The sequence below is a fragment of the Bacillus cereus genome (genome assembly GCF_002567495.1).
GTDB classification, from domain to species: Bacteria; Bacillota; Bacilli; order Bacillales; family Bacillaceae_G; genus Bacillus_A; species Bacillus_A cereus_AQ.
This window is the reverse complement of sequence record NZ_NVAP01000042.1, coordinates 6,042-32,173: the sequence shown is the minus strand read 5'-3', so window position 1 is coordinate 32,173 and position 26,132 is coordinate 6,042. Positions and strand designations below refer to the sequence as shown.

Sequence of the window (26,132 nt, the reverse complement as noted above, 5' to 3'; positions counted from 1 at the left end):
TTTTATGACCAATGAGGGATGTTATTCATTAAGTCATCCACAGCGAAGAATATGGTATACAGAAGTTATTCATGCTGATAAAGGGATATGTAATTTGAGATTCTTATTTAAACTCCATCGAAAAATGAATTATTCAAAATTAAACCAAGTTGTGAATCGTGTTATCAGTGAAAATGACGGTCTGTGCATTAGATTAAAAGAAAATGGGCATCAGGAACCGAAACAATATTTTATTAAACATAAAGAACAAGAATTTGAGTTTTTCGATTTCAGTAATGTGGAGAATTCAAATTTGCTTGAGGAATGGATTGAGCAGAAAACAAAAGAAACGTTTACATTATTTAATTCAAATTTATACTATTTCGCATTAATAAAATTAAACGATAATGAATGTGCAGTCTTTGGGAATGTACATCATATTATCATGGATGGTTTATCAATCCAAATATTTACCGGGCAGATTGCGAAATATTATTATGAAATGCATAACGAGACTGAGGAAGGCGAAATTAAAAATTCATATGTTCAATTTCTGGCCAATGAACAAACATACTTGAATAGTAGTCGCTTTCAAAAAGATCAAAAATTCTGGTTAGAGGAATTTAAAACACTTCCATCTGTGACTGGATTGAAGCCCTATAATACGTACCAAGTTAGTACCAAAGCATCACGCGAGACATTTATATTATCGGAGCATTTGAAGAGGAATATAGAAATATTTTCTGAAGATTATAAATTTAGTTTATATACTCTTTTTGTCGCTGCTTTTTCGTTGTCCATGTATCGGTGGACTTCATCGCTTGATATTGCATTAGGAATGGCTTACGGCAACCGCATGACTAAAATGGAACGAAAATTAATTGGAATGATGGTGAGTACAGTTCCTTTAAGAATGGATATTGATCCAGAAGAAGAAGTGCTTTCATTTATTGATAGGGTGTCCAGAAAACAAAGTAAATCATTAAGACATCAGAAATATCCATTTGATTTATTATTAAAGCAGATTAATAAAGAGAATAACAGCAATGTGAGACTTTTCGGAACTACGATTGATTATAGAGATCGTGATGAAAGTGGTGACTCACTATGGATTGCAAACCGTGAAGAGGTACAAGATTTTGCAGTGCATATTGAAAATCTAATTGATATAGACTCTTTACATGTACATATTGATTACCGTGAGGAGCTATTTTCTAAGGAAGAGATAGAACGATTTTTTAACGTTATGTTAGTGATACTGGAAAATACTTTTGAAAACCCAAAGAAGAAGGTAGCTGAAATAGAAATCATTTCTGATGAAGATAAAAGAAAAAGTTTAGTTGAATTCAACAATCCTAAGCTGGATTTCCCGCCTCAAGTAACTATTCATGAAATGTTCGAACGGCAAGCGATGATTTATCCAAACGCTATTGCAGTTACGTATGAAAAAGAAAAAGTTACTTATAAGGAGCTTAATGAACGTGCAAACCAGTTAGCTCATTATCTGCAGAAAAAGGGAGTAGGACCTGATACTTTAGTTGGACTGTGCGTTGAACGTTCTCTCGAAATGATTGTAGGTATTTTAGGGATTTTGAAGGCTGGTGGGGCTTATGTTCCACTTGATCCAACATATCCAGAGCAGCGACTTCAATATATTTTAGAGGATGCTAGCATTCAGTTATTCGTAACGCAAGAAAGTTTAAAAGAATTGAAATGGTTACCAGAAAATGTTGAGTCGATTTACCTGGATCGTGATCAAGATGAGATTGGGAAAGAAAGTAAGACTTTGCCGGTTTCTGATGTCGGTCCCAAAAATTTGGCATATGTAATCTATACTTCGGGATCAACGGGAAATCCAAAGGGCGTTATGATAGAGCATCACAATGTCATTCGGTTATTTAAATCGACGGATTGTTGGTATCAGTTTAATGAAAAAGATACTTGGACGCTTTTTCATTCGTATGCATTTGATTTCTCAGTATGGGAAATTTGGGGAGCATTATTATATGGTGGAAAATTAGTTGTTGTTCCGTACTGGATTAGTCGATCACCTAAGGATTTTTATCAATTATTGGTGGAGGAAGAAGTCACAGTTCTAAATCAGACACCTTCCGCATTTAGACAATTAATACGAGTGTGTGAACAGGAAGATAAGAATAAAAATTTGCAGCTGCGTTATGTGATATTTGGCGGAGAAGCGTTAGAACCTATTAGCTTGTTACCATGGTTTCAAAGGTATGGGGAGAAAAACCCACAGTTAATTAATATGTATGGAATTACAGAAACTACAGTTCATGTTACCTATTCTCCAATTACTCTAGATGATGTGCAGCATGCTTTAAGAAGTAATATCGGAAAAAGGATTCTAGATTTAGAAGTGTATATATTAGACGCGTATCAACAACCTGTTCCTATAGGTGTAGATGGTGAGCTTTATATTGGCGGACCAGGACTTGCACGTGGGTATTTAAATCGACCTGAATTAACAGCAGAGCGCTTTATATCTCATCCATTTAGTAGTGACCCGAAAGCAAGATTATACCGGACTGGAGACTTAGCGAGGTATTTGCCGGATGGGAATCTGGATTATCGTGGAAGAATTGATCATCAGGTTAAAATACGTGGTTTCCGAATTGAGATTGGGGAGATTGAGTCTACTTTAAATGCATATGAACCTATAAAAGAGGCAGTTGTAATTGTAAGAGAAGATCAACCGGGTGATAAACGATTAGTAGCATATGTTGTAGGAGATGAAAATGTAGGTACGTGGAGAGAGTATCTTATAGCGAAACTACCAAGCTATATGGTACCTTCTAGATTTGTGACGATGGAAGCCATTCCTCTTACAGCTAACGGAAAAATTGATCGTGAGGCCTTACCTATGCCGGAGGAAAAGCAGATTAATAGTGAATGTGTTGGCCCTCGGAATAGTAACGAACAGATACTGACTTCCATTTGGAAACAAGTATTAGGTATTAAAAAGGTGGGAATCTATGATGATTTCTTTGAAATTGGTGGTGACTCCATTCTCAGTATTCAAATCATATCTCAAGCAAATCAAGTGGGGTTAAAACTTACTCCAAAGCAAATGTTTGAATGCCCAACTATTGCTGAGCTGGCACAAGTGGCTATAGAAACGCAGGGGGTACAAGCGGAGCAGGGAATTGTGACAGGAGATGTTTCCCTTACTCCAATTCAGTACTGGTTCTTCGAGCAAGAACATCCACATCCAGAGCATTGGAATCAATCAATGCTTTTAAGAGTAAAAGAAAGATTGGATGTGAAGTTACTAGAGGGAGCGATATTAAATTTACTCAAACATCATGATGCTTTACGGCTCCGGTACGAACAGTTACCAAACGGAACGTGGAGGCAGAGAAATGAAGGTACCGATGAGATGTCAGTACTCCATGTTGTAAAACGGAACAAAATTAATGAAAAAGAGTGGAATAAAATAATACAAGAAGAGATGAACATTAATCAAGCTAGTTTTAATTTAGTTACTGGTCCGTTAATGAGAGTAGTTTACTTTGAGGATAACTTAACTGGAAATGATCGAATATTCTGGGTGATTCATCATTTAGTAGTAGATGGAGTATCATGGAGAATTCTATTGGAAGATTTACAGGTGGTATATAACCAGATGAAACAAGGTCAAGGAGTTCGCTTACCTGCGAAAAGTACATCTTTTAAAGATTGGTCTGAGCGACTCCAGACATACAGTGATTCGGGTATTTCAAAAGAAGTACACGATTATTGGAATGAACAAGTAGAAAGAGAAACGATGAAAATTCCAATGGACTACCCAATACAAGGAACAACAGAAGAATCGATTGATCAAGTGACGAGGACTTTAGGAATAAAAGAAACACATGCATTGTTACACGAAGTTCCAATGACTCATAAGACAAGGATTGATGAGGTATTATTAACGGCATTAGGACAAGCTATCGTCGATTGTACAAATCAGCAAACGGTTTCTATTCATCTAGAAGGACACGGAAGAGAAGAGATGATTGAAGGTATTGATTTATCACGGACAGTGGGCTGGTTCACGAGTATTTATCCCATTCATCTCAATTTTCTTGGAACTCAAACACCTATTGAAGGGTTAAAGGCTGTCAAAGAACAATTGCGTCGAATTCCGAATCGCGGAGTTGACTATGGTATTTTACGTTACTTGAATAAAGGATTAATTCCGTTTTATCAGCAAAAACCTTCAATAAGCTTTAACTATTTGGGCCAATTTGATCAGGTGTTCTCAATGGAATCTTTGTTTATGCAAGAGACTGGGTTTACATTTTCAAATCACGCTTCAGATTCCAAACCATCTCATTTAATTGATGTTATCGGAATGGTGAAAGATGAAAAGTTACATTTTGTTTGGATGTATAGTAGGCAACAATTTTCTAAATTAAAAATTCAAGTGATAGCAGATGGTATGTTGAGGCATCTTCGTCAACTTATAAATAAACCAACAACAGAGTCTGCTTTTACGGTATCAGATTTTGCTGATGCGGAGGATCTTACGGAAGAAAGCTTGAGCAAAGTATTACTTAAATTAACAAAGAAGAGGGTGTAAAAATGGAAGACGTTATTGATATATATGGTTTATCACCTTTGCAAAAAGGAATACTATTTCATACTTTATACGATCAAGATGATGAACATTCTTTTTCCTATATTGTACAAGTAGGTTTCTTGCTCGGGGGGCAATTGGATGTTGCTACTTTTGAAAAGGCCTGGGAATATGTTATACATCGACATGAGGTTTTACGTTCAGTATTTGTGTGGGAAGAAGTAGAAAAACCACTACAAGCGGTTTACCAACGTATTCCTTTTACTATTCATCAAGAGGATTGGAGCGCCCATCCACATGAGGAAAGGGCGAAGAAATTACAACAGTTTTTGAATGCAGATCGTAGAAAAGGATTTTTATTGGATGAAGCACCATTGATGAGAGTCACTGCGATTAAAGAAGCAAAAGAGGAAACGAGAATTATCTGGACACATCATCATATTTTGCTAGATGGATGGAGTGTGTCATTGGTCTTTAGTGAAGTGATGGAAGTTTATCTCAAGATGATAAGGGGAGAATTGTTGAATCTTCCTAAACCTCTTCCTTATAAAAAATATATCCAGTGGATAAATAAACAAGATCAAAGTCAAGCAGAGGAATTTTGGAAAGAAGAATTAAAAGGGTTCTATGCACCCACGCCATTAGCGATGGAAAGGAAGGATTCGGAGAAGGGCTATGGAGAGTGTGTTTATCAGGTATCTGAGGAACTCACTGAGAATTTACAAGAGTGGGTACGAAATAGTCGATTAACATTGAATACATTAGTACAAGGGGCATGGGCGTATTTGATGAGTAGGTATAGCGGTGAAAGTGACATCGTATTTGGCGTAACTAGCTCTGGTCGTCCTACTGATTTGGTAGGAGCAGAGAATATGGTAGGCCTATTCATTAACACATTACCTACTAGAATTCGATTAACGGATAATACATCAGTAGTAGATTGGCTTCGTAAAATACAGATGAAAGAAATGGAACGAAGACAATATGAGTATAATTCGTTGATAGATATTCAAGGGTGGAGTGAGGTTCCGCGAAATAGCTCCTTATTTCATACCTTGTATGTGTTTGAAAATTATCCAATTCAAGGTGAGAGAAATGATGATTTAAGATTACTAGATGTTAAAAGTGCGGAACAAACAAATTATCCTTTAACACTTATTGTAATGCCCGATAAGAAAATTACTTTAAAGTTGATGTATGATCGAAGCTATTTTAATGAAGAAACAATAAATCGGATTCAGAATCACTTATTGCAAATATTAATTCAGATGACGAAGAGCCTAGATTCAAAACTATTTGAAATTACTCATTTAACAGCGGAAGAACAGATACAGTTACTAGAAGAATGGAATCATACTCAAGTTAATTATTCGGCTGAAGGCATGATTCATACGATGTTTGAGGAGCAAGTTAAAAAAACGCCGGAAGCAATCGCGGCTAGTTACGAAAATGAACAAATTACCTATAAAGAGTTAGAGGAGCGTGCAAATCAGCTAGCTCATTATTTACAAAAGCGTGGTGTAGGCCCAGAGTCTCTAGTTGGGGTATATATGGAACGTTCATTACAAATGATGATAGCGTTATTAGGTATTCTAAAATCAGGAGCAGCGTATGTTCCACTTGACCCTACTTATCCAGAGAGTCGGCTTCGATATATATTAGATGATGCTGGAATCGAAGTACTAGTGACGGAAAAGGATTCTGAAAATTTGTTTGTATCTGAAAAAGTTGAAACGATTTGTATGAATAAAGATTATACTGCAATTAAAAAAGAGGAATCAACCCCATGTATAAGTGGTGTAACAGGAGAAAGTTTAGCGTATGTTATGTATACTTCAGGATCTACAGGGAATCCAAAGGGAGTAATGATTGAGCATCATTCAGTAATTAATTATCTAGAATGGATGCAACATAAATATCCGCTTTCTGAAAAGGATGTGGTCTTGCAGAAAACGCCATTCTCATTTGATGTCTCTGTTTGGGAATTGTTTTGGGGTATTCACGTTGGTGCAAGTGTATCTTTCCTACCTCCAGGTGGAGAAAAAGATCCTTCTATTATAGCTGAAGTGATTAAACAACATCAGATTACCATAGTTCAATTTGTACCTTCGATGTTATCTGTTTTCTTAGATCACTTCAACCATATTGAATTGAACATGAATTGTTCGTCCGTGCGCCATGTATTTTCTGGTGGGGAAGAACTAAGTTCAGGGTTAGTTAGACGATTTCAGCAGAAATGGAATTATAGTGGACAAGTGAAATTAACCAACTTTTATGGCCCAACTGAAGCCACTATTTATGTCAATGCATTTGATATTCAGTCTAATCAAGAATTTGTTTCTATTGGGCAGCCAATACAGAACACGCAATTATATGTATTAGACCAAAATCAACGCTTGCAATCAATAGGAATTGAGGGTGAGTTATATATTGGTGGTGCTGGTTTAGCACGTGGATACTTAAATCGTCCGAATCTTACTGCTGAAAAATTCGTTTCGCACCCATTTCGATTGGGGGAACGACTATATCGAACAGGAGATTCAGTAAGATATCTAACTGATGGAAATATAGAATTTATAGGTAGAATGGATCATCAAGTCAAAATGCGTGGTTTTAGGATTGAATTAGGAGAAATTGAAGCCACTTTAGAAAAATGTTCGTTTATTAAAGAGGCTGTCGTATTAGTTAGAGAAGATCGTCCAGATGATCAACGATTGGTTGCATATGTAATAAGCGATGGAAATACCCAAGAGTGGAGAGAGTATTTACAAAACCAATTACCGAATCATATGATTCCAGCGCACTTTATAGAGTTAGAACATTTCCCGCTTACTCCAAATGGGAAAATTGACCGAAAGGCCTTGCCAGCACCTGATGAGCAAGCTATTGAAGATTTAAATGTGCTACCCCGGACGCCATCGGAAGAGCTTATTGCCTCGGTTTGGAGTCAAGTGTTAGGAACAGAAAATATTGGTATTCAGGATTCCTTCTTTGAACGTGGTGGGCACTCACTACTTGCTACTCAAATCGTCTCTCGATTGCAAGAACTGTTCCAAATTAAAATTCCATTACGTGAACTTTTTAAGCACGATACAGTGGAAGCATTGGCGAAACGAGTGGATCAGTTACGAAAAGAAGATAAAAAACGAGAGGTTGCTCCTCTTGTACCTATGAAACGAGAAGAAGTTATCCCACTTTCCTATGCGCAGAAACGTCTATGGTTTATTGATCAATTAATGCCAAATAGTGCTATGTACAATATTCATGCAGCGTGTCGCTTAACAGGTAAATGGTCAATTGAAGCATTGGAGGCCGGATGGAATCAATTGTTGGAGCGTCATGAATCATTAAGGACTACAATTCTAGAACAAGAGGGTGAACCTTTTCAACAGGTTCAATCTCATGTGTTCAGACATATTCCTCAAACGAATCTTACAGATCTTTCTTTGGAAGATAGGGAAAGAGAAATGAAACGCCTTATTCAAAAAGAGGCGGAGGAACCATTTCATTTGGGACAAGGTCCTCTGATTCGAACACGAATCTTGAAAGTGGACAGGGAAGAATGGGTTCTCATTTGTACGATGCATCATATTATTTCAGATGGATGGTCAATGGGAATCTTACTTGAAGAATGGATGGCTTTTTATGAAGGAGCACTAACCGGAAAACCAGTGGAATTGAAGGAGTTATCTATCCAATATGCAGATTTTGTCATGTGGCAGAAGGAATGGCAAAAAGAGGAGAATTTGAATCAGCATCTTCAATATTGGAAGGAAGAATTATCTGGGGAACTACCGGTTTTACAATTACCGATGGATCGTCCTCGACCTGCAGTTCAAACCCATCGTGGTGCAAGTCAGTCCTTAATAGTGGCGAATTCCCTACAGGAAAAGCTCAAAGATTTAAGTCTGCAAGAAGGATGCACTTTATTTATGACATTGATGGCAGCGTATCAGAGCTTCCTTTCTCGTTATACAGGACAGGACGACATTATAGTTGGAAGCCCAATCGCTAATCGAAATGTGAAAGAGATTGAGGGATTAATAGGATTCTTTGCAAATACGTTGGTTTATCGAGCTGATTTCAGTGAAAATCCGACGTTCCAAGAACTTTTGTCGCAGGTAAGAAAAAAAGCGCTAAAAGCATACGAGTATCAGGACATCCCATTTGAGAAAGTGGTAGAATCCGTAAAACCTGAACGGAATACAAGTCATTCACCAATATTCCAAACTATGTTTACTTTACAGAATACGAAACAAGAGTTTCTTCAGCTATCTGAAAGACAAATGGAACTCATGGAAAGCCATGCTTCTGTTGCCAAATTTGATTTGAGTTTATTTGCTTCTGAGACGGAAGAAGGATTATCACTAACCTTTGAATATAATACTGATTTGTTTAATGATACAACCATTGAACGTATGGCAAGTCATTTTAAACATTGGTTAAATCAAATTGTCTCTCATCCAAAATGTGTACTATCAGAACTGAATATGTTATCGAAAGTAGAATATAAGCAACTACTAGAGGAATGGAATAAATCGCGTGTTATAGATATGGAAGAAAGTACGATTCATAAAATGTTTGAAGAACAGGTGAAAAAAACACCAGAAGCAATTGCAGTAGTGTGCGAAGATGAAGAACTAACATATCGAGAGTTGGACGAACGCTCGAATCAGTTGGCACATTATTTACGAAAAAATGGTGTAACATGCGAATCATTAGTTGGCATTTGCGTTACACGTTCATCCGAGATGATTGTCGGTCTCTTAGGAATTATAAAGGCGGGAGGAGCATATGTCCCAATTGATCCAGCGTATCCGGAAAGTCGACTGCAGTACATTTTAGAAGATGCTCAAATAAAGGTACTGGTGACACAGGAAAAGTTACAACAAAAAATGTTTATACCTAAATTCGTCAACGTGATTTGTATTGATCGTAATCGAGCAGAAATAGAACAAGAAGTAACTACGGTATGTACGAGTGAAGTGACGGGCGATAATTTAGCCTATATTATTTATACTTCAGGTTCCACTGGAAATCCAAAGGGAGTAATGATTGAGCACAGGAATACAGTAACAATGATTCATTGGGCGCATCACACGTATTCCCGAAAGGAATTAGCGGGAGTGTTAGCTTCAACTTCGCTATCTTTTGATTTATCCGTTTTTGAGGTATTTGTTCCCTTAACGATGGGTGGTAAGGTGATTGTCACTGAAAATGCTCTACATCTAGAGAAGTTGTCTTCCAAAGGTGTAACTTTGGTTAATACTGTGCCATCGGCAGCAAAGGAACTGGTTCGAGCAAAAACAATCCCTTCTTCGGTAAAGGTGATGAATTTGGCTGGAGAACCATTGCCATATTCGCTTGTTCAAGATTTATACGAGAGAAGTACGATTGAAAAGGTGTACAACCTATATGGACCGTCCGAAGATACTACGTATTCCACGTATATGGAATTAGAAAATGGTGTCATGCATAGGGTCCCACCAATTGGTAAACCAATATTCAATACAGAAGTATATGTACTGAGCGCGGAACAAAAAATGGTTCCAATTGGTGTAGTTGGTGAGCTATACATTGGTGGATCAGGATTAGCACGTGGATATTTAAAGCGACCTGACTTAACGAAAAATCGTTTTATACCGCATCCGTTTAAAGAAGGAGAGCGAGTATACCGGACGGGAGATTTAGTAAGGTATTTGCCGGATGGAAATTTGGAGTATGTTGGACGAATCGATCATCAAGTAAAAATTCGTGGGTTCCGGATTGAACTAGGAGAAATTGAAGCGACATTACAAAGGCATACATTAGTTAACGAAGCTATTGTGATGGTGCGGGAAGATTATCCTGACGATCTGCGTTTGATCGCCTATGTTGTAGGAGGCGGGGATGCTCAAAAGTGGCGTGATTATCTCAAGGATCAACTACCAAATTATATGATCCCAGCCTATTTTGTTGGATTAAATGCATTTCCACTCACTCCTAATGGGAAAATTGATAGGAAGGCCTTACCAGCACCAGAGAGACAGGAGATAGCAAGTGGTTATATTGCTCCTCGTACGTCTACGGAAAAAACAATCGTTTCGATATGGCATGAAGTTTTAGGTATGGAAAACATCGGAATTCAAGATTCGTTTTTTGAAATTGGTGGCCATTCACTACTCGCTACGCAAGCTGTTTCCAATCTTAAAGAGGCTTTTGGAATCGAGATACCATTGCATGATTTATTTATGTTTCATACGGTGCAGCAATTGGCAGAACAGATTGATCAATTGCTCGATAACAAAAATCAAGAAATGCAGAATGATAGTAAGGAGAATGTAAGTCTTCAAGACTATGTTCAAAAAGAAGCAGAAGTGAGTAATGATGAAGAATTACTGGAACTACTTAAGCAATTAGAGGAGCTATCAGAGGAAGAAGCACAAGGGATATTCGAGAGTAATTTGATTGAGGAAGGGGTAAAAAAATGAGAAGTGATTTACTTGCAAAGCTGAGTTCACTTTCTCCTGAGAAGAGAGCATGGCTTCAGAAGCAAATGCAAAAAAAGGAGAATAAAGAAGCACTCCCGTTGTCTTATGCACAACAACGTTTGTGGTTTATGGACAGATTTAACCCAAACAGTTCTTTATATAATATTCCAACAGTATGGCATCTAAAAGGAAATTGGATACCTGAAGCATTAGAAAAGGGATTCAATCGACTCATTGAACGCCATGAATCATTACGAACTGTTTTTAAAGAAGTAGGAGAACAACCTGTGCAACAAATTGTCGAATTCCTTCCTAGAGCATTACCTGTAAGAGATTACTCTCAACTTCCTCTAGAAGTAAAAGAAAAAGAGGTAGATAGTTTAATTGCGAGAGAAGCGCAAGAACCATTTGATTTAATGAATGGTCCTTTAATTCGTAATCAGCTTGTTCAATTAGAGAAGGATGAATGGTTATTACAGTGTACGATGCATCATATTATTTCTGATGCTTGGTCCATTGGTATATTCATGAATGAATTCCTTGCTTTCTATGAAGAAGAAACGGGCGGAAATCCTGCTAAATTAAGTTCACTATCCATTCAATATGCAGACTTTGCGAAGTGGCAAAAGGAGTGGTTGCAAGGTGATGTGCTAAATCGTCAGCTTACGTATTGGCAGGAAGAATTGTCTGGTGAACTTCCTATCTTACAACTGCCAGTGGATCGACCTCGACCGGTTAAGCAGACTTACTCTGGGGCTACGCATCATGTAATTTTTCCTTATAAATTGCTCAGTCAATTGAAGGATATAAGTCGACAAGAAGGATCTACTTTATTTATGACTTTAATGGCCGCATACCAGAGCTTTCTTGCTCGTTATACGGGACAAAAAGATATCCTAGTTGGTAGTCCGATTGCAAATCGGAACCATAAGGGAGTAGAAGGATTAATTGGTTTCTTTGTTAATACGTTGGTTTACCGATCAGATTTGAGTGGCACCCCTACTTTTCGAGAGATTTTGAACCAAACAAAGAAAAAGGCGTTAAAAGCTTACGAATATCAAGATATACCATTTGAAAAAGTGGTAGAAGCTGTGCAACCTGAACGAAGCATGAGTCATTCCCCTATATTTCAGACCATGTTTACGCTACAGAATATAAAACAAGAACGACTAGATTTGCCTGATAGAAGTATTGAAATGGTAGAAAGTAATATGTCTATTGCTAAATTTGATTTGAGCTTAACTGCCTATGAAGTGGAAGAAGGTCTATTCGTCTCATTTGAATACAACACGGATTTATTTGATAGTAGTACCATTGCACGTATGGCAGGACATTTTGAGAACTGGCTAAATGAAATCACGTATCATCCAGATGAATCATATACAAAGCTGTCAATGTTATCGGATACTGAGCAAAAACAACTCCTAGAAGAATGGAATGATACGGACGTAGTTTATGGGCATGATTGTATGATTCATGAGCTATTTGAGCAGCAAGTTGCACGTACACCTAATGCAGTGGCGGTAGTTTATGAGGGTGGAAAGCTAACGTATCAAGAACTGAATGAAAAATCGAATCAATTGGCACATTTTCTACAAAAACGAGGTATCGGACCTGAATCATTAGTCGGTATATGTATTGAACGTTCTCCTGATATGATTATTGGTCTCTTTGGGATTTTGAAAGCAGGTGGGGCTTATGTCCCACTGGACCCAAGTTATCCCGAAAACCGCCTGAGATACATTTTGGAGAATTCACAAATTCAAGTGCTGTTAACAAAAGAGGCACTACAGGACTGGTTACCTAAAGATATTCAAGCAATTTGTTTAGACCAGGATCAAGTAATGATTTCTAAAGAGAGTAATTTAGCTCCGGTGAGTGGAGTAACAGCAAATAACTTAGCCTATATTATATACACTTCGGGTTCGACGGGAAATCCAAAGGGGGTAATGATTGAACATCATTCTGTTATCAATCGCCTACAGTGGATGCAGAAAAAATACCCATTGTCCGAGGAGGATACAATCCTACAAAAGACACCGTTTTCGTTTGATGTTTCTGTCTGGGAATTATTTTGGTGGTCATTTGTAGGAGCACGTGTTTGTTTACTTCCACCAGGAGGAGAGAAAGATCCTGCGGTGATTGAGGAGTATATTGAACGATACCGTGTGTCCATCATGCACTTTGTTCCGTCGATGTTATCTACTTTCTTAGATTATATGGAACTATATAATTCGAAAAGGGATGTATCGTCTTTAATTCAAGTTTTTACTAGTGGAGAAGCGTTAAACACTGAGCAGGTTCGCCGGTTTAAGGGGATCTTTTACAATGTTCAGCAAACAAAGTTAATTAACTTGTATGGTCCTACTGAAGCGACTGTGGATGTGACTTATTACGATTGTGATTTAGAAAAAGAACCAATGCTTATTCCGATTGGTCGTCCGATTGATAATACAGAGTTGTATGTGTTAGATCAATATCAACAAGTGGTCCCGATTGGTGTGGCAGGGGAACTTTACCTTGGAGGAGTAGGATTAGCACGTGGCTACTTCAATCGACCGGATTTAACTACTGAACGTTTTATTCCGCATCCTTTTAAGGACGGGGAACGATTATATCGAACGGGTGACTTGGTTAGATATATAAATGATCGTAACTTAGAATATATTGGAAGAATAGATAACCAAGTTAAAATTAGAGGATTCCGAATTGAATTGGGAGAAATTGAAGCAGCTTTACATGATCACTCATCTGTAAAAGAGGTAGTCGTGTTGGTGAAGGAAGATCGACCAGGAGATAAGCAGTTAGTAGCTTATGTAGTGGGCGAAGGAGATACTGGAGAGTGGCGTGAATATCTCAAGAAGCAATTACCACATTATATGGTTCCGGCATACTTTTTCAAAATTGAAGGGATGCCACTCACTCCAAATGGTAAAGTGAATCGGAAAGCATTACTGGAATTAGAAGAACAGTTCATAAGTGAAGATATTACTTCATCACGAACACCAGTGGAGGAGCTCATCGTTTCCGTATGGAGCCAAGTGTTAGGTATAAAAAATATTAGTGTTCAGGATTCCTTTTTTGAAATCGGTGGTCACTCACTACTAGCTACTCAAGTAGTGTCACGTTTACAGGAAATCTTTCAAATCGAATTACCAGTACGTGAACTATTTGAGTATGCAACGGTGGAGTCACTGGCAAAGCGATTAGAGCAGTTACGTAAAGGAGATAGAAAACGAGAGATTCCGCCACTAATGCCAATGGAACGAGGGGAAACTATTCCACTATCTTATGCCCAACAGCGCTTATGGTTTATTGATCAATTTACACCTAATAGTGCCCTTTATAATATGCCAATGGTATGCCGCCTTACAGGGAGTTGGCTACTTGAAGCATTGGAAACGGGATGGAATCAACTAATAGAACGTCATGAATCATTGCGGACGGTCTTTCATAAAGTGAACGGTCAACCCGTACAGCAAATTGAACCGTATGCTTTTCAATCAATTCCGAAAACGGATTTAACTATGCTTTCTCCTGAAGACAGAGAAGAAGAAGTTAAACGTTTAATTCAACAAGAAACAGAAATGCCATTTGATTTAACAGAGGGTCCATTAATTAGAACAAGTATTTTGCACGTGGGAGAGGAAGAATGGATTCTCCTTTGTACTCTACATCATATCATTTCAGATGGATGGTCAATGGGAGTCCTACTTGAAGAATGGATGGCATTTTATGAGAAAGAAACGGATGGAAAGGTAGCTGAACTTGAACCGTTACCGGTTCAATATGCCGACTTCGCTCAGTGGCAAAAAGGATGGCTGAAGGAGGAAGTGCTTGATCAACAACTCCAATATTGGAGGGAAGAATTATCTGGGGAGCTTCCTGTACTTCAACTTCCTATGGATCGTCCGCGTCCCGCAATACAAACTCATCACGGGTCGACATATACTTTGGTTCTGCCAAGCACGCTACATGATAAATTGAACGAACTTAGTCGCAAAGAAGGGACTACACTCTTTATGACGCTGTTAGCTGCATATCAAAGTTTTCTATCCCGTTATACGGGACAAGAAGATATTCTGGTCGGAAGTCCAATTGCGAATCGAAATTATAGAGAAATTGAAGGACTAATTGGTTTCTTCGTCAACACGCTGGTTTATCGAGCTAATTTGAGTGGTCGACCGACATTTCAAGATGTACTGTATCAGGTTCGTCAAAAGGCATTGAAGGCGTATGAATATCAAGATATTCCATTTGAAAAAATTGTAGAAGTTGTACAACCAGAGCGAAGTACAAGTCATTCGCCAATCTTCCAGACTATGTTCATCTTGCAAAATATGAAACAAGAGTTCCCGGTGTTATCTGGTAGAAGTATTGAAATGATAGAAAGCCATAGTCCAATCGCAAAGTTTGATTTAAGTGTAATGGTAGCTGAGACGGAAGAGGGATTGCGTTTTACTTTTGAATACAATAAGGATTTATTCAATGCTACTACTATTGAACGGATGGCAGGACACTTTGAGAAATGGCTACATGAAGTTTCTCATCGCCCGCAAAATCCGTTGCATGACCTGAGCATGCTATCGGAACCCGAACGTACTTTGTTATTAGAAACATGGAATGACACTGTAATGGAAATGTCCTATCAGGGTCTTATTTGCGACAGATTTGAGGAACAAGTAGCAAGGCGTCCTGATGCGATTGCCGTAGTTGATCAAACAAAAGAGTGGACTTATGGTGAACTGGATGCACAAGCAAATCAGTTGGCAAATGCTTTACAGCGAAAGGGAGTCGCTCCAGAGTCAGTGGTGGGAGTTTATCTTCCGAGGTCAGCTGAGCTCATGGCAAGTTTACTAGGCATTTTAAAAGCTGGTGGAGCTTATGTTGTTTTAGATCCGTTGTATCCAAAATCAAGGTTAGAATACATGATTGAAGATGCAGAAATTCAATTTGTAGTGACGGCGGAAGGACAAGATGGCCATTTCGCTCACGTCGAAATGGTGAGGTTAGAAGAATTAACAGCGGAAAGCATAATCCCACCTACACGTCAGATAAATTCAGAGAACTTAGCGTATATTGTCTATACCTCTGGTTCTACTGGAAAACCAAAGGGTGTCATGGTTGAATATCGCTCATTAATGAATATGGTTTCTTGGCATCAGGAAGTTTATCGTATTTCAGAAGAGGATCGTGCGACTCAGATTGCGGGGATTGCTTTTGATTCGGCTGTCCAGGAGATTTGGCCGTATCTAACTGCTGGTGCAGCACTCTATTTGTCAACAGAGGAACTGAGAATCAATCCAGAAGCACTAAGGGACTGGCTCATTGATTCGCGAATAACAGCTAGTTTTGCACCTACGCCTATTCTGGAAAGACTTTTGAAATTATCTTGGCCAGATAAAACAGATCTTCGTTTTATCCTTACTGGCGGGGATCAATTAACGCAATATCCATCTAGCGATATTCCTTTTGCGGTAATTAATCAGTATGGTCCATCGGAAAATACAGTCGTTACCACAGATTGTTATGTACCTGTAGGAGTGACAACAGGTACGCCATCGATTGGTCGACCGATTGCGAATACAGAAGTTTATGTGTTAGATTCTCATCTTCAGCTAGTACCAATTGGTGTAATTGGAGATCTCTATATTGGAGGGAAGAGTCTTGCACGTGGATATGCTAATCGTCCGGATCTCACAAAGGAAAAATTTATTCCACATCCTTTCAAGTCAGGAGAACGTCTCTATTATACAGGAGACAAAGCAAGTTATCTTTCTGATGGTAATCTCCAGTTCCATGGACGTATAGATGACCAAGTGAAAATTCGTGGTTTCCGGATTGAATTGGGAGAAATAGAAGCTGTTTTGCAGGCGCATTCTTCTGTGAAAGAAGCTGTTGTATTGGTGCGAGAGGATAATCAAGGTGATAAGAGATTAGTAGCTTATGTAGTTGGTGAAGGAAGTGTCCATGAATGGCGAGAACATCTACAAACACATTTACCTAATTACATGGTTCCAACAAACTTTATTGAGATGGAATTTTTACCACTTACACCGAATGGAAAACTTGATTTGAAGGTATTGCCTATACTTAGTGAACAATCCGCTGAAAATACTGTATACCCAAGAACTCCGCTGGAAGAACTTATTGCTTCAGTGTGGAGTCAAGTGCTAGGAATAAGGGACATTGATGTTCAGGATTCTTTCTTTGAGCTCGGTGGTCACTCTCTACTTGCTACACAAGTGGTCTCACGCTTACAGGAAGTCTTTCAAATCAAATTGCCAGTACGTGAACTGTTCGAATATTCAACGGTCGAGGCATTATCGAAACGAATAGATCAGTTACGTAAGGGGAGCGAAAAACGAGAAATTCCACCATTGGTGCCGATGGAACGCGGAAATAATATTCCACTATCTTATGCTCAACAGCGCTTATGGTTTATTGATCAATTTGCACCTAATAGTGCACTTTATAATATGCCAATGGCATGCCGTCTTACAGGGAATTGGTTACCTGAGGCATTGGAGTTGGGATGGAATCAGTTGATAGAGCGTCATGAATCTTTGCGGACTGTATTTTATGAAGAGGATGGCCATCCTATGCAGCAGATTCAACCGTACGTTTTCCGTCCGCTTCTGCAAATGGACTTAACTAAGCTTTCATTAGAGGAGCGAGAAAGAAAGCTGGAGCAATGGATTCAAACTGAAGTGGAATCTCCATTTGATTTAGAACAAGGGCCATTGTTCCGTGGACAAATCATAAGAATTTCAGAAGAAGAATGGGTTCTTCTGTGTAATATGCATCATATTATATCAGATGGATGGTCGATGGAAATCTTGCTCCAAGAATGGTTGACATTTTATGAGAATGCGATTGGTGAAAAACAAGCAGAGCTGGAACTACTACCAGTTCAATATGCCGATTTTGCTCAGTGGCAAAGAGAATGGTTGAAAGATGAAGTACTAAATCAACAACTTGCATATTGGAAGGAAGAATTATTTGGTGAGTTACCAGTCTTAATGTTGCCAATGGATCGTCCGCGTCCGCCAGTGCAAACCCACCATGGATTAACTCATAATGTTTTGTTATCGCGCTCATTACTGGATAAATTAAACGAACTAAGTCGTCAAGAAGGGGCCACACTTTTCATGACCTTATTGGCATCGTATCAAAGTTTCCTTGCTCGTTATACGGGACAAACGGATATTATTGTTGGCAGCCCAATTGCAAATCGAAATTATCGAGAAATTGAAGGACTGATTGGTTTCTTTGTCAATACCTTGGTTTATCGAGCTGATTTAAGTAATGCACCGGCATTTCAAGAGTTGTTGTCTCAAGTGCGGATAAAAGCATTGAAGGCGTATGAGTATCAAGATGTTCCGTTTGAGAAAATTGTAGAGGTTATTCAACCAGAACGAAATACAAGCCATTCGCCGATTTTCCAAACCATGTTTACTTTGCAAAATACGGGACAAGAGCTACCAGAACTACATGGAAGAAATATAGAAGTAATGGAAAGTAACGCTCCAATCGCTAAGTTTGATTTAAGTTTAACTGCTGCAGAAGTGGAAGAGGGTTTATTACTTACTTTTGTTTATAGAACTGATTTATTTGACAGCTTAACTATTGAATCCATGGCTGAACATTTTGGAAACTGGTTGAATGTAATCGTGGAGAATCCTGATAAATCATTAGCTAAGTTACCTATATTATCAGAATTACAGCAAAAACAGTTGGGGAATTGGAATAATAATGCTGTAGCATATCCACAGGAAAGTGCGATTCATCAGCTGTTTGAAGAGCAAGTAAATCGTACACCTGATGCGGTAGCAGTGGTAGATGAAAAACAGCAGTTAACGTATCGAGAGCTGAATGAAAAAGCTAATCAATTGGCCCACTATCTTCAGCGATGCGGAATTGGGAATGAATCATTAGTTGGACTTTGCTTTGAGCGTTCAGTTGAGATGATTGTTAGTATTATGGGGATTTGGAAGGCTGGAGCAGCCTATGTTCCATTGGACCCATCATATCCAGAAAGTCGCCTACGATATATTTTAGAGGACACTGGAATTCAAGTATTAGTTACGAACGAGTCATTGGAAGATTGGATACCTAAAGAAATGAAGATAGTTTGTCTAGATAGGGATCAAAGAATGATTTCACAAGAAAGCATTCTTTCACCAAAATGTGAAGTAACAGGAGAAGACTTAGCGTATGTTATCTATACTTCAGGATCAACGGGGAATCCAAAGGGTGTCTTGATACAGCATCATTCTGTACTAAACTTGTCGCATGGTTTACAAAAAGAGGTTTTCGAACAAGAGATACCATCTAACATGCATGTCGGTTTAAATGCGTCAATTGCCTTTGATGCATCTATCCAGCAATTACAAATGCTGCTTTATGGTTCAAGTTTGTATATTATTCCGAATGAAGTACGAAGTGATCCGGAGCAGTTTGTAGCTTATATTAGGGAAAACAAGTTAGAAATCTTTGATATAACACCTTCATTGCTTCAATTACTTATAGATGTCGGATTGTTAGAAACGTGCGATGGCGTTCATGTTCCAAGTAAGGTACTAGTTGGTGGTGAAGCGATTATGCCGTCATTATGGGAACAGCTAGTAGAGACTGATAAAATACAGTTTTATAATGTATATGGTCCTACAGAATGTACGGTTGATGCAACATGCTATCATATCAAAAAAGATAGTAAGAGAGTAACAATTGGGTGTCCATTGCCTAACGTCCAAACTTATGTATTAGATAGAAATAGGTTGTCAGTTCCAGTTGGTGTGATGGGCGAACTTTATATCGGAGGAGCAGGTCTAGCAAGGGGGTACTTGAATCGTCCAGAGTTAACATCCGAACGATTTATTTCTCATCCATTCAAAGAAGGCGAGAGGTTATATAGAACAGGCGATCTTGTGAGATATCTTCCTGATGGTAATATAGACTACTTAGGAAGAATGGATAATCAAGTGAAGATTAGAGGATTTCGAATCGAACTTGGGGAGATTGAGTCGACTTTACAAGAGCATGACTTGGTAAAAGAGGTAGTTGTAATAGTTAGGGAAAATCAGTCGGGAGATAAGAGGTTAGTAGCTTATGTAGTGGGCGAAGGTAGTGTAGAAGAATGGCGAGAGTATCTTAAAACAAAACTGCCAATCCATATGATACCTTCCTACTTTGTCGAAATGAAAGAATTACCGCTAACCATAAATGGAAAGGTTAATCGGAAATCGTTACCTATACCAGATTATCAAGGAACACAAGAAGGCTACGCGGCCCCAAGAAATGAACGTGAACATAAGCTTTCTATGATTTGGGAACGTGTGCTAGGTTCAAAACGTATTGGTATTTATGATAACTTTTTTGAAATTGGTGGAGATTCAATTCTTAGCATTCAGATTGTCTCTCGCGCAAAGCAAGCTGGTTTACAGTTGACACCAAAACAACTATTTGAACACCAAACGATTGCTGAGTTGGCGCAAGTAGTCAAAGAAGAACAAGGTGTACAAGCTGAACAAGGAATTATAACTGGAGAGACGATACTTACACCTATTCAGCAAAGGTTTTTTGCACAAAATCATCCTAATCCACATCATTGGAATCAATCCATGTTCTTTAGAACGAAAGAAAAATTGGACATAGGATCACTGGAAAAGGTAGCGTGTAACCTTCTACTTCATCATGATGCCCTGCGTTTAAGATATGAACGTTTACCTAATGGGACTTGGGAACAGTGGAATGAAGGAATTGAAGAACAATTGATGCTGACTGTCATTTCATTAGACGAAGTGCCGGAAGCGGATTGGCATGAAGTTATTCAAAAAGAGATTAATGTTGCACAAGAAAGATTGAATTTACATGATGGTCCTTTAATGAGAATGGTGTATTTTGATGAAGGTGAGCACGCTGGCCGATTATTTTGGACAATTCATCACTTAGCCGTGGATGGTGTTTCTTGGCGGATTTTATTGGAAGATTTGCAAACAGCGTATACGCAAGCAGTCCAAGGGCAGAAAATTCAATTACCTATGAAGAGTACATCTTTTAAAGAATGGTCGGAGAAATTACAACATTACGCTCAAACTGGAATATCAAAAGAAGTGCTACATTACTGGGAGCAGCAGGTTGAACAAGACGTAGTTATACTGCCAGTAGATGGTACTATAAGTAATCCAGTAAGCGCAGTAACTGAGGAAATTACTGTGGTGTTAAACGAGAATGAGACCCGTATGTTATTGCAAGAGACTTTAAGCACTCACCGTGTCCAAATCAATGAAGTATTATTAGCAGCATTGGTACAAGCTACAGCAGCATGTACGGGGCAGCCGATATTAAGCGTAGATTTAGAGGGGCATGGTCGAGAAGAGATTATTGAAGATGTTGATTTATCGAGAACCGTGGGATGGTTTACAAGTATTTACCCAGTTCATTTAAATATTACTAATACTAATACGCCAATTGCAGCATTAAAAGCAGTTAAAGAACAAGTTCGCAAAATTCCTAATAAGGGTGTTGATTATGGGGTGTTGCGTTACATGAACGCAACAATGTGTGAGCAATTAAGCTCCAAATATACACCGTCTATTAGTTTTAACTATCTTGGACAATTTGACCAAATGTTTTCTAGCGGTGCAATGTTTATTCCGGAGAACGAATTTAAGCGTTTAGATCATGCTGCCGGTTCCAAGCGATCGCATGTAATTGATGTAATTGGGGTTGTAACGGATGGAAAACTTCAATTCACTTGGGTATACAATGTTGGACAATTTGCCAAATCAACGATTCAAAGTATTGCACAGAATATGCTATATCAACTGAGTAGATTGATTCAATCTTCAGATAGAGAATCTGCACTGACCATTTCGGATTTTGCAATGGCTAATCTTAGCCAAGAAGGTTTGACAAATGTACTAAACAAAATGCATCGTGGAAAGAACAATCAGATTACTGATTTATATCCACTATCACCTTTGCAAGAAGGTATGATTTTCCACACATTGCATGACCAAGGGGATGAACATGTTGCTCCGTATATAGTGCAATTGAGTTTTATGATTCAAGGGAAAATGGATATTCCTACTTTTGAGCAGGCGTGGAAATCTGTAATTCAGCGGCATGAAATTTTTCGCACAGCATTTGTTTGGGACGAAATTGAAGAACCTTTACAAGTGGTGTATGAAAATATCCCATTTAAAGTGAACAAAGAAGACTGGCGTACAATGACAACTGAAGAGATAGAAGGAAAAAGAAAAGTCTTTTTGGCATTAGATCGAAAACAAGCCTTCCAATTTGATGAAGCGCCATTGATGCGTGTAACGGTCATTCAAGAAGGTGAGGAAGAATATCGGATTGTTTGGACACATCACCATATTTTACTGGATGGATGGAGTTTACCATTGGTCTTTAATGAATTACTTACTGTCTATCAGAAGAGAATGAATGGAGAAGTTGTAAAGTTACCTAAATCCTCACCATATAAAAAATATATCCAATGGCTCAGAGAACAAGATAAGGAGCAGGCGGAACAATTCTGGAAAGAAAAGCTTAAAGGTTTTACTGCACCAACTTTGCTGGGATTAGAAAGTAAAGAGGAAGAAAAAGGTTACACAGAGAAGGTTACGAATTTATCAGAAGAGCAGACTCAAGCGTTACAAGGATGGGCGAAACGCAATAAACTTACTTTGAGTACAGTAATTCAAGGTGCATGGGCATATCTTATGAGCCGGTATAGTGGAGAAAATGACATTGTCTTTGGTGTAACAAGCTCAGGGCGTTCTACGGAGATTTTTGATGTTGAAAACATCGTAGGTCCTTTTATTACAACGTCACCGACGCGAATTCAATTGATGGATGATATAAAAGTAATAGATTGGTTGCAGAAGATACAAGAGGAAGAGATAGAAAGAAGACAATATGAGTATGCTTCTTTGACAGAGATTCAGGGGTGGAGTGAAGTTCCTAGAGGAACACCGCTGTTCAATAGTTTATATGTGTTTGAAAATTATCCAGTGAAAGAGGAGTCTTCAGAAAATCTGGAAATTGGTGAATTGGAAGGAGTAGAACAAACCCATTACCCATTAGGGTTGGCTGTAGTTCCAGGAATCCAGTTATCGTTAAAGTTAATGTATGACCGTAGTAAGTTTAATAGAGTAACAATTGAACGAATGCTGGATCATTTACACCAAGTGTTAATGAAAATGGTCAAAAACATTGATCAGACTCTGTCAGATTTGGTATATATTACGGAAGCTGAACAAAGAAAGTTATTGGAAGAATGGAATAATAATGCTATATCCTATCCACAGGAGAATGTGATTCATCAACTATTCGAAGAGCAAGTAAATCGTACACCTGACGCGGTGGCAGTGGTTGATGAAAAACAGCAACTAACGTATCGGGAGCTAAATGAAAGAGCTAATCAATTAGCCCATCATTTACAGAAATGTGGAATTGGGGCAGAGTCATTAGTTGGCCTCTGCTTTGATCGATCAGTTGAGATGGTTGTTGGTCTCATGGGAATTTGGAAGGCTGGAGCAGCCTATGTTCCATTGGATCCAACGAATCCGGAAAGCCGCCTACGATATATTTTAGAAGACACAGGCATTCAAGTGTTAGTTACAAATGAGGTATTACTAGGATGGATACCTAAAGACATCAAGACAGTTTGCCTAGATAGGGACCAAGCAATGCTTTCTCAAGAAAGTAAACTTTCACCAATATGTGAGGTAACAGGGGAAAACTTAGCGTATGTTATCTATACTTCTGGTTCGACAGGGAATCCAAAGGGTGCTTTAGTACAGCACCATTCTGTAATAAACCTATCCTATGGTTTACAAAAAGAAGTTTTCTCACATGAGATACCTAGTAATATGCGCGTCGGTTTGAATGCGTCAATTGCCTTTGATGTATCTATTCAGCAATTACAAATGTTGCTTTATGGTTCAAGTTTATATATTATCCCAAGTGAAGTTCGCACTAATCCGGAACAATTTGTGTCCTATATTAGGGAGAATAAATTGGAAATGTTTGATATGACACCTTCATTACTTCAATTACTTATAGATGGAGGATTGCTAGAAATAAGTGCTGATGTTCATGTACCAAGTAAGATATTAGTCGGTGGTGAAGCAATCATGCCGTCATTATGGGAACAGCTAGTAGAGACCGAAAAAATTGATTTTTATAACGTATACGGTCCTACAGAATGTACGGTTGATGCAACGTGTTATCATATTCAAACAGATAGTAAGAGCGTTACAATTGGACGTCCGTTGCCGAATGTTCAAACTTATGTATTGGATAAAAGTTTGTTACCTGTTCCAGTTGGTGTAACAGGTGAGCTATATATCGGTGGTGCAGGTATAGCGAGAGGATACTTGAATCGTCCAGAATTAACAGCAGAGCGATTTATCCGTCATCCATTTAATGAAGAAGAGCGTTTATATCGTACGGGAGATTTGGTTCGTTATTTACCTGATGGTAATTTAGATTACTTGAGAAGAATTGATAATCAAGTGAAAATTAGGGGCTTTCGTATTGAACTTGAAGAGATTGAAGCGAATCTAGAGAGGCATCCATTGGTAAAAGAAGCAGTAGTTTTGGTAACAGAGGATAAATTAGGAGAGCAGAGATTGGTTGCTTATGTAGTTGGAGATGGAAGTATGCATGATTGGCGTGAATATCTCAAGAGACAAGTACCGAATTATATGGTTCCCGCACACTTTATTAAGGTAGACGAGATTCCTCTTACAACGAATGGAAAAGTTGATCGAAAGGCATTGAACAATTTAACTATTCAAAGAGAAAATAACTTCTCTACACCAATCATTCCAAGGGATGAAATTGAATATCAGTTGATTAAAATCTGGCAGGATGTGTTACAGATAGAAGATGTCTATGTAAATGATGATTTCTTTAATAGAGGGGGACACTCTCTCCTTGTAATTAAATTAGTTTCAAAAATTAGGGAGGAGTTTGGAAAAGAGATTAAGGTGTCTACATTGGTTAAGAATCCAACAGTGGAAGGAATCGCATGCCTTATTCGTGATAAGCATGATATGGCGAAATCAGTATCAGCGCTGGTTCCACTGCAAGAATCAGAAAAAAGACCTTTCTTCTGCGTTCATCCGTTTATGGGGAATGTATTCTGTTACATTCAATTAGCAAGATTACTTAAGAACCATTGTTCATTTTATGGTTTACAGAATCCTCTTATAGAAAAGAAAGAAATTGACGAGTTGACCTTGCCGGAAGTAATTCAATTTTACATCGAAGAAATAAAATGTGTTCAGCCAGAAGGTCCATATCGTCTCGGAGGATGGTCTTTAGGCGGTGCAATTGCTTATAAAGTCGCAACTGTACTAAGGAGTCAAGGTGAGGAAGTTGAGTTGTTGGTACTAATGGATACAAAAGTACCTTCAGAGCAGGACTATAAAACAAGTGAGGATATGCTCTCATATATATATGAGCATTTCATTCCTAGAGATCTTACTGAGCAGGATGAGGGCCTCGTCCATAAACAAGACATGCTTGTGGAGCAATTAATTATGGAAGGAGTACTCCCGCCTGATGCAGATCTTATGAATTTGAAGCAAGTTATCAATGCGCATAGGAAATGCCTGAACATAATGGCAGAGCATGATTTAATACCATATTCTGGAGAAGTTCTCTACTTTAGTGCTGAGGAAGGAAAAGAGTTGTTTACGGATTGGGGACCTTTATTAAAAGGAAGAGTAAATAGGTATTCAGTCCCTGGATCACATGAAGAACTAGTGGATTCCCCTGCAGTTGAAAAAATAGCTATGTATCTACTAAATGAATTTGAAGGAATAAAGGAGAGATCCCTTTTATTAACGGACAAGTAGAGAGTACAAAAGATGCAACGCTATGAATGAAAAGGACAGCCCAATAACACTACATCAAGTGTGGGAAATTATGAATATATCAAGAGCATTACTGATAATGAAAAAATTACTTGATAGGGACATAAAAACCTTTATAAGTTGCTCATAGTATGATGTTAATGCTCTGAATTTTTTGTAATAGAAGCGAATGTCTTGATGATATTGCTGAGGAAAGGTGTATATTTT

The 26,132-nt window shown here is 38.4% G+C and carries 3 protein-coding genes; all 3 read left to right on the top strand.

Annotated elements, in window-relative coordinates:
• The first annotated feature begins 4 nt into the window (after window positions 1-4).
• Genes COK05_RS20095 through COK05_RS20080 form a run of 3 tightly spaced genes read left to right on the top strand, consistent with a single transcriptional unit; the run spans window position 5 to window position 25,907 of the window.
• Entirely contained in the window at window positions 5-4,561 is a 4,557-nt protein-coding gene (locus COK05_RS20095) for a non-ribosomal peptide synthetase (RefSeq protein ID WP_098613957.1), read from the top strand.
• A 2-nt stretch (window positions 4,562-4,563) separates the two neighbouring features.
• The gene (locus COK05_RS20090) at window positions 4,564-11,028 is read left to right on the top strand and encodes a non-ribosomal peptide synthetase (protein WP_098613956.1); all 6,465 of its coding nucleotides are present in this window, start codon (window positions 4,564-4,566) and stop codon (window positions 11,026-11,028) included.
• On the top strand, window positions 11,025-25,907 hold the full coding sequence (locus tag COK05_RS20080) for a non-ribosomal peptide synthetase (RefSeq protein ID WP_141539176.1): 14,883 nt from the start codon (window positions 11,025-11,027) through the stop codon (window positions 25,905-25,907). Before COK05_RS20090 ends, COK05_RS20080 begins: the two co-directional genes overlap by 4 nt.
• Window positions 25,908-26,132: the final 225 nt, after the last annotated feature.

What these genes read in the sequence shown, in the direction of transcription:
- COK05_RS20095 (WP_098613957.1), top strand. Translation starts at nt 5, where the DNA reads ATGACCAATGAGGGATGTTATTCATTAAGTCATCCACAGCGAAGAATA.
- COK05_RS20090 (WP_098613956.1), top strand. Translation starts at nt 4,564, where the DNA reads ATGGAAGACGTTATTGATATATATGGTTTATCACCTTTGCAAAAAGGA.
- COK05_RS20080 (WP_141539176.1), top strand. Translation starts at nt 11,025, where the DNA reads ATGAGAAGTGATTTACTTGCAAAGCTGAGTTCACTTTCTCCTGAGAAG.